The sequence below is a fragment of the Wenzhouxiangella sp. YN9 genome (assembly GCF_056324165.1).
Genome location: NZ_JBJNIP010000040.1, coordinates 1 through 15,798, shown reverse-complemented (window position 1 = coordinate 15,798; position 15,798 = coordinate 1). Strand labels below are relative to the sequence as shown.

Genomic DNA, 15,798 nt, shown 5'->3' with positions numbered 1-15,798 from the left:
GTAGGCGCGAGCCTCACCACCACGCGCTTCAGCGCTCACCTTCGTCAGCGCCGCCGTCAGCGTCGTCTTGCCGTGGTCAACGTGACCGATCGTGCCCACGTTGACGTGCGGCTTGGTGCGTTCAAACTTTGCCTTGGACATAGCTGCAAATCCTCTTCAGATACGTTGCGCTCAGGCGCTCTTCTTGATGATGCTTTCGGCCACGCTGCTGGGCGCCTCTTCGTACTGGAGAAACTCCATCACGTAGTTTGCGCGACCCTGGCTCATGGAGCGCAGATCGGTGGCATAACCAAACATTTCCGAAAGCGGCACATTGGCGCGAATGATCTTGCCGGCCGGAGCATCTTCCATGCCCTCGACCATGCCGCGACGACGATTCAAGTCACCCATCACGTCGCCCATGTATTCTTCCGGCGTCACCACCTCGACCCGCATCACGGGCTCGAGAATTACCGGCTTGGCACGAACCGCGCCATCCTTGAACGCCATCGAACCGGCGATCTTGAACGCCATCTCGCTGGAGTCGACCTCATGGTAGGAGCCATCATAAAGCGTGGCTCGAATGTCGACCATTTCATAGCCGGCAAGCACGCCGTTCTGAAGCGCTTCTTCAATACCCTTGTCGACCGAACCGATGTAGTCCTTGGGCACGACGCCGCCGACGATCTTGTTGACGAACTCGTAGCCGCCGCCTTCGCCCATGGGCTCCAGCTTGATCTTGACGTGACCATACTGCCCGCGACCGCCCGACTGGCGCACGAACTTGCCTTCGGCGTCGACCGCCTGACGAATGGTCTCGCGGTAGGCCACCTGCGGCTTGCCGACATTGGCCTCGACCTTGAACTCGCGCTTGAGACGGTCGACGATAATGTCGAGATGAAGCTCACCCATGCCGGAAATGATGGTCTGACCGGACTCCTCGTCGGTACGCACCTGGAACGACGGGTCTTCCTGGGCCAGCTTGCCGAGGGCAACCCCCATCTTCTCCTGGTCCGCCTTGGACTTGGGCTCGACCGCCACGGCGATCACGGGATCGGGAAACTCCATGCGCTCGAGCGTGATCACGTCTGCGGGGTCACACAGCGTATCCCCGGTAGTGACGTCCTTGAGACCCACGGCGGCAGCGATGTCGCCGGCGCGAACTTCCTTGATTTCCTCGCGCGAGTTGGAGTGCATCTGCAACAGACGCCCGACGCGCTCCTTCTTGCCCTTGACCGGATTCAAGACGCTGTCACCGGCCTTGACCACGCCGGAGTAGACGCGGAAGAAGGTCAGCGAGCCCACGAACGGGTCGGTCGCGATCTTGAAGGCCAGGGCCGCAAACGGGGCCTCGTCGTCGGAGGCGCGACGCTCTTCTTCTTCGTTTTCGTTGACGCCGCGAATGTCCTTGACCTCGGTCGGCGACGGCATGTACTCCACGATGGCGTCGAGCAGCGCCTGCACACCCTTGTTCTTGAAGGCCGTACCACAGAGAACCGGCACGATCTCGTTGGCCAGCGTCTGCTGACGCAGGCCGGCGACGATCTCCTTGGTGCTGAGCTCGCCGCTCTCGAGGTACTTCTCCATCATCTCTTCGGAAGCCTCGGCGGCCGTCTCGACCAGCTGCTCATGCGCCGCCTCGGCCTCTGCCATAAGCTCGGCGGGAACATCACGGGACTCGTAGGTGGTGCCCATGTTGTCGCTGTCCCAGTAGATGGCGCGCATGCGAACCAGATCAACCACGCCCTCGAACTCCTCTTCGGCGCCAATCGGCAGCTGAATCGGAACGGGGTGACCACCGAGACGCTCCTGGATCTGCTCGACCACGCGCTGGAAATTCGCCCCGGTCCGGTCCATCTTGTTGACGAACGCCATGCGCGGCACCGAATACTTGGTCGCCTGGCGCCAGACGGTCTCCGACTGCGGCTCGACGCCCCCGACCGCGCAAAATACCGCCACGGCACCATCAAGCACCCGCAGCGAACGCTCCACCTCGATGGTGAAGTCGACGTGCCCCGGGGTATCGATGATGTTGATCCGGTACTCCGGCCAGCCCCGATCCATGCCTCTCCAGAAGCAGGTCGTGGCCGCAGACGTGATCGTGATGCCACGCTCCTGCTCCTGATCCATCCAGTCCATGACGGCACTGCCTTCATGGGTCTCACCAACCTTGTGGGAGACGCCGGTATAGAACAGGATGCGCTCGGTCGTCGTGGTCTTGCCGGCATCAATGTGCGCCATGATGCCGATATTCCGATAGCGCTCGATGGATGTTTTGCGTGACACTGTTAGAAACCTCGGTTGCTTTGCTACTTACCAGCGGTAGTGGGCGAACGCCTTGTTGGCCTCGGCCATCCGATGAACATCCTCGCGCCTTCTCACGGCTGCACCACGCTCTTCCATGGCGTCGAGGAGCTCTCCAGCCAGGCGCAGCGGCATGCTGTTCTCGCCCCGCTTGCGAGCGGCGTCGATGACCCAGCGCATGGCCAGGGCCTGCTGCCGCTTCGGCCGAACTTCGACGGGCACCTGATAGGTGGCCCCGCCGACGCGACGCGACTTGACCTCGACTGCCGGCGCGACGTGATCCAGCGCCTGTTCGACACCGGCGAGCGGCTCGGCATTGCCCCGAGCCTCGATCGCGTCGATGGCGCCGTAGACGATACGCTCAGCGACGGACTTCTTGCCGTCAACCATCACCATATTGATGAAACGAGCGATCATCTCGCTGCCAAACCGGGGATCCGGCAGGATTTCGCGCTCAAAATTCGAATGCTTGCGGGACATTGATCTGCTTCCGTCAGTTCTTGGGGCGCTTGGCGCCATACTTGGAGCGACCCTGGCGACGATCGGAGACGCCGGCGGTATCAAGGCTGCCGCGCACGGTGTGATAACGCACACCGGGAAGGTCCTTGACACGGCCGCCACGAATCAGCACCACCGAGTGCTCCTGAAGGTTGTGCCCCTCACCACCGATGTAGCTACTCACCTCGTAGCCGTTGGTCAGGCGCACACGCGCGACCTTGCGAAGGGCCGAGTTCGGCTTCTTCGGCGTGGTGGTGTACACTCGGGTGCACACGCCGCGCTTCTGAGGTGAGGCCTCGAGCGCCGGCACGTTTGAAGTCGTTTCCTGGGGCCGCCTTGGTTTGCGGACCAATTGATTGATCGTCGCCATAGTATTTTGCTATCACAAGAAAATAAACGACAGGCCGTTGAAGTCGGCCTGTCGAAGAACGGGAATATTAAGGGGCGCGCCGCTCGCTGTCAAGGGGTATTGGCAACAGCGCGCAACTTTCCTGACAATCGGCAGCCCAGAGCACAGAACTGACCCGCCCGGAAGAGCACCATGGCGGCACCGAAGACCGGCGCCGCCACGGCTCCTCCGTCACTCCTCGGCGTCGCCGCCGGCCGACTCCTCGGCCCTGGACTCCTCCGCCTCCGAAGCGCGCAGCATCGCGGCCAGCTCGGCATCGGCCTCATCGTGGCGCCGCTCCTTGCGGCGCCGGGCTGCGACCCGACCGGTTCCAGCCGGGATCAGACGCCCGACAATCACGTTCTCCTTCAGGCCGCGCAGATTGTCGACCGTGCCGCGGACCGCGGCCTCGGTGAGCACGCGCGTGGTTTCCTGGAAGGAGGCCGCAGAGATGAAGGACTCGGTCGCCAGCGAGGCCTTGGTGATACCCAGCAGAACAATCTGGTACTTTGGCGGAATCTTGCCGGCCTGCTCCAGACGCTCGGCCTCCTCGATGGCTCGCGTGGCCTCGACCTGCTCGCCCCTGAGGAACGCACTGTCGCCGGGATCGATGATCTCGGCCTTGCGCAACATCTGGCGAATCACGACCTCGATGTGCTTGTCGTTGATACCCACACCCTGCAGACGATAGACGTCCTGGATCTCCTGAACCAGATAATCGGCCAGCCTCTCCACGCCCAGCAAGCGCAGGATGTCGTGCGGGTTGGGCTCACCATCGACCACGGTCTCGCCCTTGGCCATGTGCTCGCCTTCAAATACCAGCACCTGGCGCCACTTGGGAATCAGCTCCTCGTGCGTGTCACCATTCTCGTCGGTGATCACCAGGCGCTGCTTGCCCTTGGTTTCCTTGCCATAGCTGACCACCCCGGTAGCTTCGGCAAGGATCGCGCCCTCCTTGGGCTTGCGGGCCTCGAACAGGTCGGCTACCCGCGGCAGACCACCGGTGATGTCACGGGTCTTGGAAGACGCCTGCGGAATTCGCGCCACAACGTCCCCGACCTTGAGCTCCTGGCCGTCGCTACAGTTGATGACCGCACCCGCCGGCAGGTAATACTGCGCTGGCTGTTCGGTACCCGGGATATTGAGGACCTTGCCCTTGGCATCGAGCAGGCGGATCATCGGCCGCAGATCCCGGCCTTCCGAGCCGCGCTTCTTCGGGTCGGTGACGACCATCGAGGTCAGGCCGGTAATCTCATCGACCTCCTCCTCGACGGTGACGCCGGCAATGAAGTCGTGGAAGCTGGCCACGCCGGCGAGCTCCACGACGACGGGATGGGTGTGGGGGTCCCAGTTGGCAACCCGCTGCCCGACATCGACGCTGTCGCCTTCCTTGATGTGCAGCAATGCACCGTAGGGGATCTTGTAGCGCTCACGCTCGCGCCCGTGGCTGTCAATCAGCGACAGCTCGCCCGAGCGCGAAACCGCGACCAGCTTGCCGTCGACGTTCTCCACCGATTTGAGGTTGTAGAGCCGCACGGTACCCGCCGACTTGACCTCGATGTGGTCCACGGCGACCGCTCTTGAGGCGGCACCACCAATGTGGAACGTGCGCATGGTCAGCTGGGTGCCCGGCTCGCCGATGGACTGCGCTGCAATCACACCCACGGCCTCGCCCTGATTGACCATCGAGCCGCGCGCCAGATCCCGACCATAGCAGGCGGCGCAGATACCGTGACGCGTCTCGCAGGTGATCGCTGAACGCACCAGCACGCGGTCGACGCCGTTGGTTTCCAGGATCTCGACCCATTCTTCATCGAGAAGCGTACCGCGCGGGCAGAGCACCTCGTCGCTGTCCGCCGGGTAGATGTCTTCGGCGACCACCCGCCCGAGCACGCGCTGACGCAGCGGCTCGACGACGTCGCCGCCCTCCACGATCGGCAGCATTTCCAGGCCACGTTCGGTACCACAGTCCTCCTCGATGACCACCAGGTCCTGGGCCACGTCGACCAGGCGACGGGTCAGATAGCCGGAGTTGGCGGTCTTGAGCGCCGTATCGGCCAGCCCCTTGCGGGCACCGTGGGTCGAGATGAAGTACTGAAGCACGTTGAGGCCTTCGCGGAAGTTGGCCGTGATCGGTGTCTCGATGATCGAGCCATCGGGCTTGGCCATCAGGCCGCGCATGCCGGCAAGCTGCCGAATCTGGGCCGCCGAACCACGGGCGCCGGAGTCCGCCATGATATAGATCGAGTTCATCGAGTCTTCCTCGACCTCATCACCGTCGCTGTCGACACGCTGACGCTTGCCGATGCGCTTCATCATCGCTCGGGCGACTTCCTCGTTGGTGCGCGACCAGATGTCGACCACCTTGTTGTAGCGCTCGCCGGACGTCACCACGCCGGAGGCGTACTGGTCCTGAATATCGAGCACTTCCTTTTCAGCACGCTCGAGAATGGCCTTCTTCTCCGGCGGCACCTGGAGATCATCGAGGCAGATCGAGACCCCGGCGCGCGTTGAGTAGGCAAAACCGGTGTACATCAGCTGGTCGGCAAAGATCACGGTCTTTTTCAGACCCAACTTGCGGTAGCACTCGTCGATCAGCTTCGAGACCTGCTTTTTCTTGAGCACCTGATTGACCAGCTCGAAGGGCAGGCCCATCGGCAGAATCTCGCGCAGCAGCGCGCGCCCGACCGTGGTCTGATAGCGATTCTGGACTTCGGTTTCGTTGCCCTCCTCGTCAATCTCCACTTCGCGAACGCGGACGGTGACCGCCGCTTGCAGCTCCACCTTGTGATTGGAGTAGGCACGACTGACCTCGCCAACGCTCGAGAAGTACATGCCCTCCCCCTTGGCGCCGGCGTTCTCGCGCGTCATGTAGTACAGCCCCAGCACCACGTCCTGGGTGGGCACGATGATCGGCTCGCCGCTGGCCGGAGACAGGATGTTGTTCGATGACATCATCAGGGCCCGCGACTCGAGCTGCGCCTCCAGCGACAGCGGCACGTGAACGGCCATCTGGTCGCCGTCGAAGTCGGCGTTGTAAGCGGTGCAGACCAGCGGGTGCAGCTGGATGGCCTTGCCCTCGATCAGCACCGGCTCGAAAGCCTGGATGCCGAGCCGATGGAGCGTAGGGGCGCGGTTGAGCAGCACCGGATGTTCGCGGATGACTTCTTCGAGAATATCCCAGACTTCGGGCTCTTCGCGTTCGACCAGCTTCTTGGCCGCCTTGATGGTCATGGCCAGCCCGCGACGCTGCAGCTTGGAGAAGATGAACGGCTTGAACAGCTCCAGCGCCATCTTCTTGGGCAGGCCGCACTCGTGCAGCTTGAGCGTGGGACCGACCACAATGACCGAGCGCCCGGAGTAGTCCACGCGCTTGCCCAGCAGGTTCTGGCGGAAGCGCCCCTGCTTGCCCTTGATCATGTCGGCCAACGACTTCAGCGGGCGCTTGTTGGTGCCCGTGATGGCGCGGCCGCGGCGACCATTGTCCAGCAGTGCGTCAACCGACTCCTGCAGCATGCGTTTCTCGTTGCGCACGATGATATCGGGCGCGTTGAGCTCGAGCAGACGCTTGAGGCGATTGTTGCGGTTGATCACGCGCCGGTAGAGATCATTGAGATCCGAGGTGGCAAAGCGACCACCGTCAAGCGGCACCAGTGGACGCAGATCCGGCGGCAGCACCGGCAGCACGGTCAGGATCATGTACTCGGGACGGTTGCCCGAATCAATGAACGCCTCCATCAGCTTGATGCGGTTGGACAGACGCTTGATCTTGGTCTGTGAGCGCGTTGCTGCAATCTCTTCGCGCAACTGTGCCAGCTCGGCGTTGAGGTCGATGTTCTTGAGCAGCTCGAAGATGGCCTCGGCGCCCATGCGGGCGTCGAACTCATCGCCGTATTCCTGCATCGCATCGAGATACTCTTCGTCGGTCAGCAGCTGGCCACGCTCGAGCATGGTCATGCCCGGATCGAGCACCAGGTACGACTCGAAGTAGAGAATGCGCTCGATGTCCCGCAGGGTCATGTCGAGTATCAAGCCAATACGGCTGGGCAGTGACTTCAGGAACCAGATGTGCGCCACCGGCGAGGCCAGGTCGATATGCCCCATGCGCTCGCGGCGCACCTTGGTCAGCGTCACTTCGGTGCCGCACTTCTCGCACTTGACCCCGCGGTGCTTCATGCGCTTGTATTTGCCGCACAGGCACTCGTAGTCCTTGACCGGCCCGAAGACGGCGGCGCAGAAAAGCCCCTCGCGCTCCGGCCTGAAGGTGCGATAGTTGATGGTTTCCGGCTTCTTGACCTCGCCGAAAGACCAGGATCGGATCAGCTCCGGCGGAGCCAGCCCGATGCGAATCGCGTCAAATTCCGTAATCTGGTTCTGACGCTTGTACAGATTGAAAAGGTCGCGCACTTGCTGCCTCCTCTAAGGGGATCAGGACTCTTCGAGTTCGATGTTGATGCCCAGCGAGCGGATTTCCTTCACCAGCACGTTGAAGGACTCCGGCATGCCTGCGGTCATCTGATAATTGCCGTCGACGATGGACTTGTACATCTGGTTACGGCCCTGCACATCGTCGGACTTGACGGTGAGCATTTCCTGCAGGGTGTAGGCTGCGCCATAGGCCTCCAGCGCCCAGACCTCCATCTCGCCGAAGCGCTGCCCGCCGAACTGGGCCTTGCCGCCCAGTGGCTGCTGCGTCACCAGCGAATACGGGCCGGTCGAGCGGGCATGCATCTTGTCGTCCACCAGGTGGTTGAGCTTGAGCATGTACATGTAGCCCACCGTGACGGGACGATCAAAGGGATTGCCCGTACGGCCGTCATAGAGCGTCATCTGCCCGGTTTCGGGCATGTCGCCCATCTGCAGCAGCTTCTTGATCTCGTCTTCGTTGGCCCCGTCGAACACCGGGGTCGCCATCGGTACACCACCACGGAGATTGCCGGCCATCTCCAGCACTTCGTCTTCGGTGAACTGCGCCATATCCACGCGACCGTCCCGGTCGGAGTTGTAGATATCGCTCAGGAAGCCGCGGATCTTCTCCGTCTTCTGTTCGGTCTCGAGCATTTCCTCGATCTTGCGGCCCAGGCCGCGAGCGGCCAGCCCCAGATGCGTTTCCAGCACCTGCCCGATATTCATTCTCGAAGGCACGCCCAGCGGGTTGAGAATGAGATCCACCGGCGTGCCGTCTTCCATGAATGGCATATCTTCGGTCGGAACGATGGTCGAGATCACGCCCTTGTTACCGTGGCGCCCGGCCATCTTGTCGCCCGGCTGCATGTGGCGCTTGACGGCCAGATAGACCTTGACCATCTTGAGCACCGCTGGTGCCAGTTCGTCACCGCGCGTGATCTTCTCCTTCTTCTCCTCGAAGCGCTTGTCGAACTCCTTGCGCTGTCCTTCGATCTGGCGGGCAGCACGCTCGAGCGTTTCCTGCGCTTCTTCACTGCGCATGCGCAGCTTGAACCAGTCGTCGCGCTTGAGTTCGCCAAGATAGGTCTTGGTGACCTTTGCGCCCTTCTTCAGACCGGAGGGGCCCTTGTCGGCCACCTTGCCGACCAGCACCGACTCCAGGCGGGCAAAAATAGCCTCCTCCATGATCCGCAGCTGGTCGTCCAGGTCCTGACGAACCTGGCGAATCTCCTGCTTTTCGATGGCAATCGCACGCGCGTCCTTGTCCACGCCTTCCCGGGTGAACACCTGAACGTCGATCACGGTGCCGTCCATGCCCGTGGGCACGCGCAGCGAAGTGTCCTTGACGTCCGACGCCTTCTCGCCAAAGATGGCGCGCAGCAGCTTCTCTTCCGGCGTCAGCTGAGCCTCGCCCTTGGGCGTGACCTTGCCAACCAGAATATCGCCGGCCTTGACCTCGGCGCCGATGTAGACAATGCCCGACTCGTCAAGCTTGGCCAGCGTCGACTCACCGACGTTGGGAATGTCGGCCGAAATCTCTTCGGAACCCAGCTTGGTGTCGCGGGCAACGCAGGTCAGCTCTTCGATGTGAATCGAAGTGAAGCGGTTCTCTTCGACGACGCGCTCGGAAATCAGGATGGAGTCCTCGAAGTTGTAACCGTTCCAGGGCATGAAGGCACACAGCATGTTCTGCCCGAGAGCGAGTTCGCCCAGATCGGTCGATGGCCCGTCCGCAAGAACGTCACCTGCCTGGATCACGTCGCCCACCTTGACCAGCGGACGCTGGTTCATGCAGGTGTTCTGGTTGGAGCGCTCGTACTTGACCAGGCTGTAGATATCGACACCCGGATCATTGACGCCTACCTCGTCGTCGTTGACGCGAACCACAATCCGGCCGGCGTCGACCTGATCGACCACGCCACCCCGCTTTGCAACCTTGGTCACGCCCGAGTCGGTAGCCACGGCACGTTCCATGCCGGTACCGACCAGCGGCTTGTCCACCCGCAGCGTCGGAACGGCCTGGCGCTGCATGTTGGCTCCCATCAGGGCGCGGTTGGCATCGTCATGCTCCAGAAACGGAACGATGGAAGCAGCCACCGACACGATCTGCCGCGGAGACACGTCCATGTAGTCGATCTCGTCGGGCCGCTTGAGCGTGAACTCGCCCTGGAAGCGGCACGGGACGAGCTCATCGATGAATTTCTTGTCCTTGTCCAGCTCCGCGTTGGCCTGGGCAATCACGTACTCGCCCTCCTCGATGGCCGACAGATACTCGACCTCGTCGGAGACCTGGCTGTCGCCGACTTTACGGTAGGCAGTCTCGAGAAACCCGTACTCGTTGGTGCGTGCATAGCAGGCCAGCGAGTTGATCAGGCCGATGTTGGGGCCTTCAGGCGTCTCGATCGGACACAGGCGACCATAGTGCGTCGGATGAACATCACGTACTTCGAAGCCGGCGCGCTCACGCGTCAGGCCGCCCGGCCCGAGTGCAGAAACGCGTCGCTTGTGGGTCACTTCCGAAAGCGGATTGTTCTGGTCCATGAACTGCGACAGCTGCGATGAACCGAAGAACTCCTTGACCGCAGCCGCCACCGGCTTGGCGTTGATCAGGTCCTGCGGCGAAGAGCCTTCGCTCTCGACCGTGGTCAAACGCTCACGCACCACGCGCTCCACGCGCACCAGGCCGATGCGGAAGGCATTCTCTGCCATCTCTCCGACCGAGCGTACGCGCCGATTACCCAGGTGGTCGATGTCATCGACCGTGCCGTTGCCGTTGCGGATATCGATCAGCACCCGCAGCACCTCGAGAATGTCGTCGCGATCAAGGACACCCGGGCCCTCGATATCCTTGCGACCCACGCGGCGGTTGAACTTCATGCGACCGACCGCCGACAGGTCATACCGATCGGAGGTGAAGAACAGGTTGTTGAACAGGTTCTGCGCCGCTTCCTTGGTCGGCGGCTCACCCGGGCGCATCATCTTGTAGATCTCCCACAGCGCTTCGAGCTCGTTGCTGGTGGGATCGATGCGCAAGGTGTTGGAGATATAGGGACCCTGGTCGAGATCATTGACGTAGAGCACGTTGAAGCGCCTGATCTTGGCCTCGCGCATGGCCTCGAGCACCTCTTCGGTGACCTCGTCATTGGCCTTGGCCACGAGTTCGCCCGAACCGGTGTCGACCACATCCTGGGCGAGAATCTTGCCAATCAGATAGTCATCGGGAACGTCGAGTGTCTTTACACCCGCCTGCTCGATGAGCTTGACGTGGCGTGCGGTAATTCGCCTGTCCTTCTCGACGATGACCTTGCCGTCAGCATCGACGATATCGAACAACGCCGACTCGCCGCGCAGGCGCTGCGGCACCAGATCGATCTTGCCGTCGCCCTTGCGCAAGGTAACCCGGGTCTTATCGAAGAAGTAATCGAGCATTTCTTCTTCATTCATACCCAACGCGCGCAACAGAATCGTTACCGGCAGCTTGCGGCGACGGTCGATACGCGTGAAGATGCAATCCTTGGGGTCGTACTCGAAGTCCAGCCACGATCCGCGGTAGGGAATCACCCGCGCCGAGTAGAGCAGCTTGCCCGAAGAGTGGGTCTTGCCCTTGTCATGGTCGTAGAACACGCCCGGCGAGCGGTGCATCTGGTTGACGATGACGCGCTCGGTGCCGTTGACGATGAACGTACCGGTATCGGTCATCAGCGGCAGGTCGCCCATATAGACGTCCTGCTCCTTGACCTCCTTGACGCGCTTGTTCTTGGCGGGACTGTCCTTGTCATAGATGATCAAACGCACCTTGACCCGCAGCGGCGCGGTATAGCTCATGCCCCTGAGCTTGCATTCGCTGACGTCGAACTCGGGACTGCCCAGCTCGTAATCGACGTATTCCAGCGCGGCATTGCCGGAGTAACTGCTGATCGGGAACACTGAATTGAGCGCCCCCTGCAGCCCCAGCTCCCGACGATCAGTCCGTGAGACACCTTGCTGCAGGAACTGCTTGTACGATTCGATCTGGGTTGACAGAAGGAACGGCACCTCGAGCACCTGTGGATGCTTGCCGAAATCCTTGCGAATGCGCTTCTTTTCCGTGAAGGAGTAGCTCATGAGCTTCTTTCCCACCTGGTATTGCGTCGGCCGGGACTTGTCATACAATGCTGCCGTGGCACCCGGTTACATCCCTGGGCAGCGACCACTTGCGTGGTACAAACGGGAGCGGGCCGGGCACCTGTTCGGCACCCAGCCCTGCTTCCAGAAAACAACTGAGTCTGCGGAATGGTTACTTGACCTCGACGGCCGCGCCCGCTTCTTCCAGCTGCTTCTTGATGTCTTCCGATTCGTCCTTCTCCACGCCTTCCTTGACCGGAGCCGGTGCGCTCTCGACCAGGCCCTTGGCTTCCTTCAGGCCCAGGCCCGTGATCGCACGGACTGCCTTGATGACGGCCACCTTGTTGTCGCCAAAGCTGGTGAGAACCACGTCGAACTCGGTCTGCTCTTCGGCGGCAGCGGCTTCGCCACCACCGGCGGCGCCGCCGGCAGCAACGGCCACCGGTGCAGCGGCAGAGACATCGAACTTCTCTTCCATGGCTTCGATGAGGTCAACGACCTCCATCACGCTCATGTTGGAAATGGTTTCGAGAATATCTTCTTTTGAAACGGCCATTTTCAGTTACTCCAGATAGGATTCAAACTTGTCTTGATAGTCAAAAGGTGATTCAGGCAGCCTGCTTGCTGTCCCGAACCGCTGCGACCGTGCGAACCAGCTTGGTGTGCGGCTCGGCAAGGGTACGAACAAACTTCTCGATCGGCGCCTTCATGACACCCATCAGCATGGCAATCGCCTGATCGCGCGTCGGCAGCTTGGCCAGCCGCTTGATCTCGCCTGGATCGTGCAGCTGCGCGCCGATGGCAACCAGCCGCGTGATCAGCTTGTCGTTATCCTTGGCGTACTCATCGATCAGGCGCGCTGCCGCACCCGGATCCTCCATGGAAAACGCAAACAGCAGCGGACCGGTCAGACTCTCGGCCATGCATTCGAAGTCCGTACCCTCAACGGCACGCTTGACAAGCGTGTTCTTGGCAACCTTCAGGTAGACGCCTTCGCCGCGCGCCTTCTTGCGCAGCTCGGTCATCTCACTGACGGTCAGCCCACGGTACTCGGCAGCAATCGCAGAATGCGCGGTCCTCGCCGCATCGGCGACTTCCGCCACAACCGCCTTCTTTTGCTCGAGTGTGAGCGCCATTGGCTACCTCCGTTGAGGAAATTCCTGCATTCCTTCCGCAGGTGTTTCCAGTTTCAATCTCTTGCAGAGATCGTTACCATCCACGGTTTTTACACCGTGATCCCTGGTGGCCGTTCCTCCCGTTGCCGGGAAGGTCGGGCGACACCATCTACGCGGGCGGCTGTTTCAAAAGCCATTACCTTGGCCGGCTCACGCCGACTTTCGACCCGCGGTCTTGGACGGGCACCTCCCTGGGGAGGCGAACGCCCGCTCGAGAGAGTGTCAAGTGTTCAGTGTGAAGTGTGAAGATAGCGCCGTCTGTGTGCGCTCTCGCGCCCTGCCAGGCTCCAGCCGCCTTCGCACTCCTCACTCAACAACAAACACAACTCCAGATTTCGAACTTTCCTGAAGCGTCCAGCGGAGCCTTTCTTCACACTTCACGCTGAACACTTCACGCTTTTTCAATTCAAATGCTCAAACTGCCGGCATCGACCATCAGCCCGGGGCCCATCGTGGTCGAAACCGCGATCCTGCGCAGGTACTGCCCCTTGGCCGCAGCAGGCTTGGAGCGGACCAGCTCGGTGACCAGCGCCTGCAGATTCTCACGCAGGGCATCGACCTCGAAATCAACCTTGCCGATGGTGGTATGAACAATGCCGCCCTTGTCGATACGGAACTGAACCTGGCCGGCCTTCGCGTTCTGCACCGCGGTCTCGACATCGGTGGTCACCGTACCCACTTTCGGGTTGGGCATGAGCCCTCGCGGCCCCAGCACCTGGCCCAGCTTGCCGACCACCCGCATGGCGTCCGGGGTGGCAATGCAGACGTCAAAGTCGATGGTGCCGCCCTGGATGGTCTCGGCCAGATCATCCATGCCGACGATATCGGCGCCCGCGGCCTCGGCCTTCTCGGCATTTTCGCCCTGAGCGAACACGGCCACCCGGACGCTCTTGCCCGTGCCGTGCGGCAGCACCAACGCGCCGCGAACCACCTGGTCCGACTTGCGCGGATCAACGCCCAGTCGAACCGCCACATCCACCGACTCGGTGAACTTGACCTTGCTCAGCGACCTCAGCAGGCCCAGAGCCTCATCTACGCCGTAAACCTTGCCCGGCTCTACTTGCTCGCGAATTGCGCGAAGACGCTTCGACCTGGCCATCACTCCACTCCTTCCACATTCAGACCCATGCTGCGGGCGCTACCGGCAATGGTGCGCACCGCTGCATCGATATCGGCGGCCGTCAGATCGGGCTCTTTCATCTTGGCGATCTCTGCCAGCTGCTCCCGGGTCACGGTGCCCACCTTGCTGGTGTTCGGCTCACCGGAGCCTTTCTGAATATTCGCCGCCTTGCGCAGAAGCACCGCCGCCGGCGGCGTCTTGGTAACGAAGCTGAAGCTGCGATCGCTGAAAACGGTAATCACGACCGGGATCGGCAGCCCGGCCTCGACGTCCTGGGTCTCGGCGTTGAACGCCTTGCAGAACTCCATGATATTGACGCCGTGCTGACCAAGCGCCGGGCCCACGGGCGGGCTCGGGTTGGCCTGGCCGGCCGGCACCTGCAGCTTGATGTAACCGGTGACTTTCTTAGCCATTCTGTATCTCCTCGGGTTCTGGCGCCGGGCCACTTACGACCATCGGCTCCCCGTTTGGTTTCAAATTCCGGACCTGCAAGCAAGCCCGGGTTTCCTTGATCCTCCTTCACCCGGCCCGGAGCCGGCTGCAAGGAGATCCCGGATCGGAGTCCGGGATGGAAAAGCCGGAACGCGGCGCGTTACAGCTTCTCCACCTGATTGAAGTCCAGCTCGACCGGCGTGGACCGACCGAAAATCGACACCGCCACGCGCAGCCTGCTCTTTTCGTAGTTGATCTCTTCGACCACGCCACTGAAGTCGTTGAATGGCCCCTCGATGACCCGTACCATCTCGCCGGGCTCGAAGAGCACCTTGGGCCGCGGTTTGTCGACACCCTCCTGCACACGCTGCAGAATGGCGTCGGCTTCCGCCTCGCTGATCGGCGCTGGCCGATCCTGACGCCCGCCGATGAAACCCATCACCTTGGGCACGCCCTTGACCAGGTGCCAGGTGTCATCGTTCATTTCCATTTCCACAAGCACGTAGCCGGGGAAGAACTTGCGCTCGCTGCGTCGCTTCACGCCCTTGCGCATCTCCACGACATCTTCGGTGGGGACCAGCACCTCACCGAACATGTCCTCCATCTCGGCGCGCTTGATGCGCTCTTCCAGAGAGCGCTTGACGACCTTCTCGAAGCCCGAGTAGGCATGCACCACATACCACTGCTTGGCCATCAACTGCCCCCACTGCCGATCAGGTGGCGAACAATCCAGCCAAACACGGTATCCATGATGAACAGCAGAATCGAGGCAACGACCGTCAGCACGATCACGACCAGCGTGGTCTGCACAGTTTCGCTGCGAGTCGGCCAGACCACTTTCCGGCGCTCGACGTCCGCCTCGCGCAGGAAGAAAAAGAAGTCCCGCCCACGCGTGGTCTGCGCAACCACAAAGGCCGCGATCACGATCGCGGCCAGCAACCCGGCGGCCCGGATCGGTGTGATCACGTCGCCGGCGAAGTGGTAAAAACCGTAAAAACCGGCAGCAACAATCAGCAGACCGACGGGCCAGAGCAGGTAGTCGCGTGCAGACATCTTTTCAGCAGCCATTGAGTTGCCTTGCTTGATCAGTGGCAGGCGAGGAGGGACTCGAACCCCCAACCTGCGGTTTTGGAGACCGCTGCTCTGCCAGTTGAGCTACTCGCCTAATTCAGTTGCAGGCTCTGATTCTACAGCCCCGGGCCGACCACCGCGGACGGCCCGAAGCTGAAAACCGACCTGCGATTCATCACTCGATGATTTTCGACACCACGCCGGCACCCACGGTACGGCCGCCTTCGCGAATGGCGAAGCGCAGACCCTCTTCCATGGCGATCGGCGCAATCAGCTTGACGGTCATCTGCACGTTGTCGCCGGGCATCACCATCTCGGTG

Annotated in this window: 13 protein-coding genes and 1 tRNA gene; all 14 read right to left on the bottom strand. The window is 61.7% G+C overall.

Annotated features, from left to right (window positions below; genetic code table 11):
• On the bottom strand, positions 1-141 hold a 141-nt coding region (locus ACEWQ0_RS00290), incomplete at its 3' end, for a GTP-binding protein (RefSeq protein ID WP_476481236.1).
• 30 nt (positions 142-171) lie between these two features.
• Positions 172-2,265: an elongation factor G gene (gene fusA / locus ACEWQ0_RS00285; RefSeq protein ID WP_476484142.1), complete on the bottom strand. Its 2,094-nt coding sequence runs from the start codon at positions 2,263-2,265 to the stop codon at positions 172-174.
• Positions 2,266-2,292: 27 nt separating this feature from the next.
• The gene (gene rpsG, locus ACEWQ0_RS00280) at positions 2,293-2,763 is read right to left on the bottom strand and encodes a 30S ribosomal protein S7 (protein ID WP_476481233.1); all 471 of its coding nucleotides are present in this window, start codon (positions 2,761-2,763) and stop codon (positions 2,293-2,295) included.
• A 13-nt stretch (positions 2,764-2,776) separates the two neighbouring features.
• Positions 2,777-3,151: a 30S ribosomal protein S12 gene (gene rpsL, locus ACEWQ0_RS00275; protein ID WP_476481232.1), complete on the bottom strand. Its 375-nt coding sequence runs from the start codon at positions 3,149-3,151 to the stop codon at positions 2,777-2,779.
• A gap of 210 nt (positions 3,152-3,361) precedes the next feature.
• Complete coding sequence (gene rpoC / locus ACEWQ0_RS00270) at positions 3,362-7,576, bottom strand: DNA-directed RNA polymerase subunit beta' (protein WP_476484141.1); 4,215 nt, start codon at positions 7,574-7,576, stop codon at positions 3,362-3,364.
• 21 nt (positions 7,577-7,597) lie between these two features.
• On the bottom strand, positions 7,598-11,680 hold the full coding sequence (rpoB, locus tag ACEWQ0_RS00265) for a DNA-directed RNA polymerase subunit beta (protein ID WP_476484140.1): 4,083 nt from the start codon (positions 11,678-11,680) through the stop codon (positions 7,598-7,600).
• Positions 11,681-11,852: 172 nt separating this feature from the next.
• Entirely contained in the window at positions 11,853-12,236 is a 384-nt protein-coding gene (gene rplL / locus ACEWQ0_RS00260; protein ID WP_476481229.1) for a 50S ribosomal protein L7/L12, read from the bottom strand.
• Positions 12,237-12,288: 52 nt separating this feature from the next.
• Complete coding sequence (gene rplJ / locus ACEWQ0_RS00255; protein ID WP_476481228.1) at positions 12,289-12,816, bottom strand: 50S ribosomal protein L10; 528 nt, start codon at positions 12,814-12,816, stop codon at positions 12,289-12,291.
• Between the two features lie 445 nt (positions 12,817-13,261).
• Complete coding sequence (rplA, locus tag ACEWQ0_RS00250) at positions 13,262-13,954, bottom strand: 50S ribosomal protein L1 (protein ID WP_476481227.1); 693 nt, start codon at positions 13,952-13,954, stop codon at positions 13,262-13,264.
• Complete coding sequence (rplK, locus tag ACEWQ0_RS00245; protein WP_476481226.1) at positions 13,954-14,388, bottom strand: 50S ribosomal protein L11; 435 nt, start codon at positions 14,386-14,388, stop codon at positions 13,954-13,956. Before rplK ends, rplA begins: the two co-directional genes overlap by 1 nt.
• Before the next feature lie 179 nt (positions 14,389-14,567).
• A complete protein-coding gene (gene nusG, locus ACEWQ0_RS00240) occupies positions 14,568-15,101 on the bottom strand; it encodes a transcription termination/antitermination protein NusG (RefSeq protein ID WP_476481225.1) in 534 nt (177 codons plus the stop codon).
• Positions 15,101-15,475: a preprotein translocase subunit SecE gene (secE, locus tag ACEWQ0_RS00235; protein WP_476481224.1), complete on the bottom strand. Its 375-nt coding sequence runs from the start codon at positions 15,473-15,475 to the stop codon at positions 15,101-15,103. The genes nusG and secE overlap by 1 nt, the downstream gene beginning before the upstream one ends.
• A 21-nt stretch (positions 15,476-15,496) precedes the next feature.
• Positions 15,497-15,572: transfer RNA gene (locus ACEWQ0_RS00230), tRNA-Trp, on the bottom strand.
• A gap of 81 nt (positions 15,573-15,653) precedes the next feature.
• A partial coding sequence (locus ACEWQ0_RS00225) for an EF-Tu C-terminal domain-related protein (protein ID WP_476481235.1) occupies positions 15,654-15,798 on the bottom strand: 145 nt, incomplete at its 5' end.

Bases quoted from the DNA above. Each gene is read 5' to 3' on its own strand.
- rpsG (WP_476481233.1), bottom strand. From the start codon at position 2,763: ATGTCCCGCAAGCATTCGAATTTTGAGCGCGAAATCCTGCCGGATCCC.
- rpsL (WP_476481232.1), bottom strand. From the start codon at position 3,151: ATGGCGACGATCAATCAATTGGTCCGCAAACCAAGGCGGCCCCAGGAA.
- rpoB (WP_476484140.1), bottom strand. From the start codon at position 11,680: ATGAGCTACTCCTTCACGGAAAAGAAGCGCATTCGCAAGGATTTCGGC.
- rplL (WP_476481229.1), bottom strand. From the start codon at position 12,236: ATGGCCGTTTCAAAAGAAGATATTCTCGAAACCATTTCCAACATGAGC.
- rplJ (WP_476481228.1), bottom strand. From the start codon at position 12,816: ATGGCGCTCACACTCGAGCAAAAGAAGGCGGTTGTGGCGGAAGTCGCC.
- rplA (WP_476481227.1), bottom strand. From the start codon at position 13,954: ATGGCCAGGTCGAAGCGTCTTCGCGCAATTCGCGAGCAAGTAGAGCCG.
- rplK (WP_476481226.1), bottom strand. From the start codon at position 14,388: ATGGCTAAGAAAGTCACCGGTTACATCAAGCTGCAGGTGCCGGCCGGC.
- nusG (WP_476481225.1), bottom strand. From the start codon at position 15,101: ATGGCCAAGCAGTGGTATGTGGTGCATGCCTACTCGGGCTTCGAGAAG.
- secE (WP_476481224.1), bottom strand. From the start codon at position 15,475: ATGGCTGCTGAAAAGATGTCTGCACGCGACTACCTGCTCTGGCCCGTC.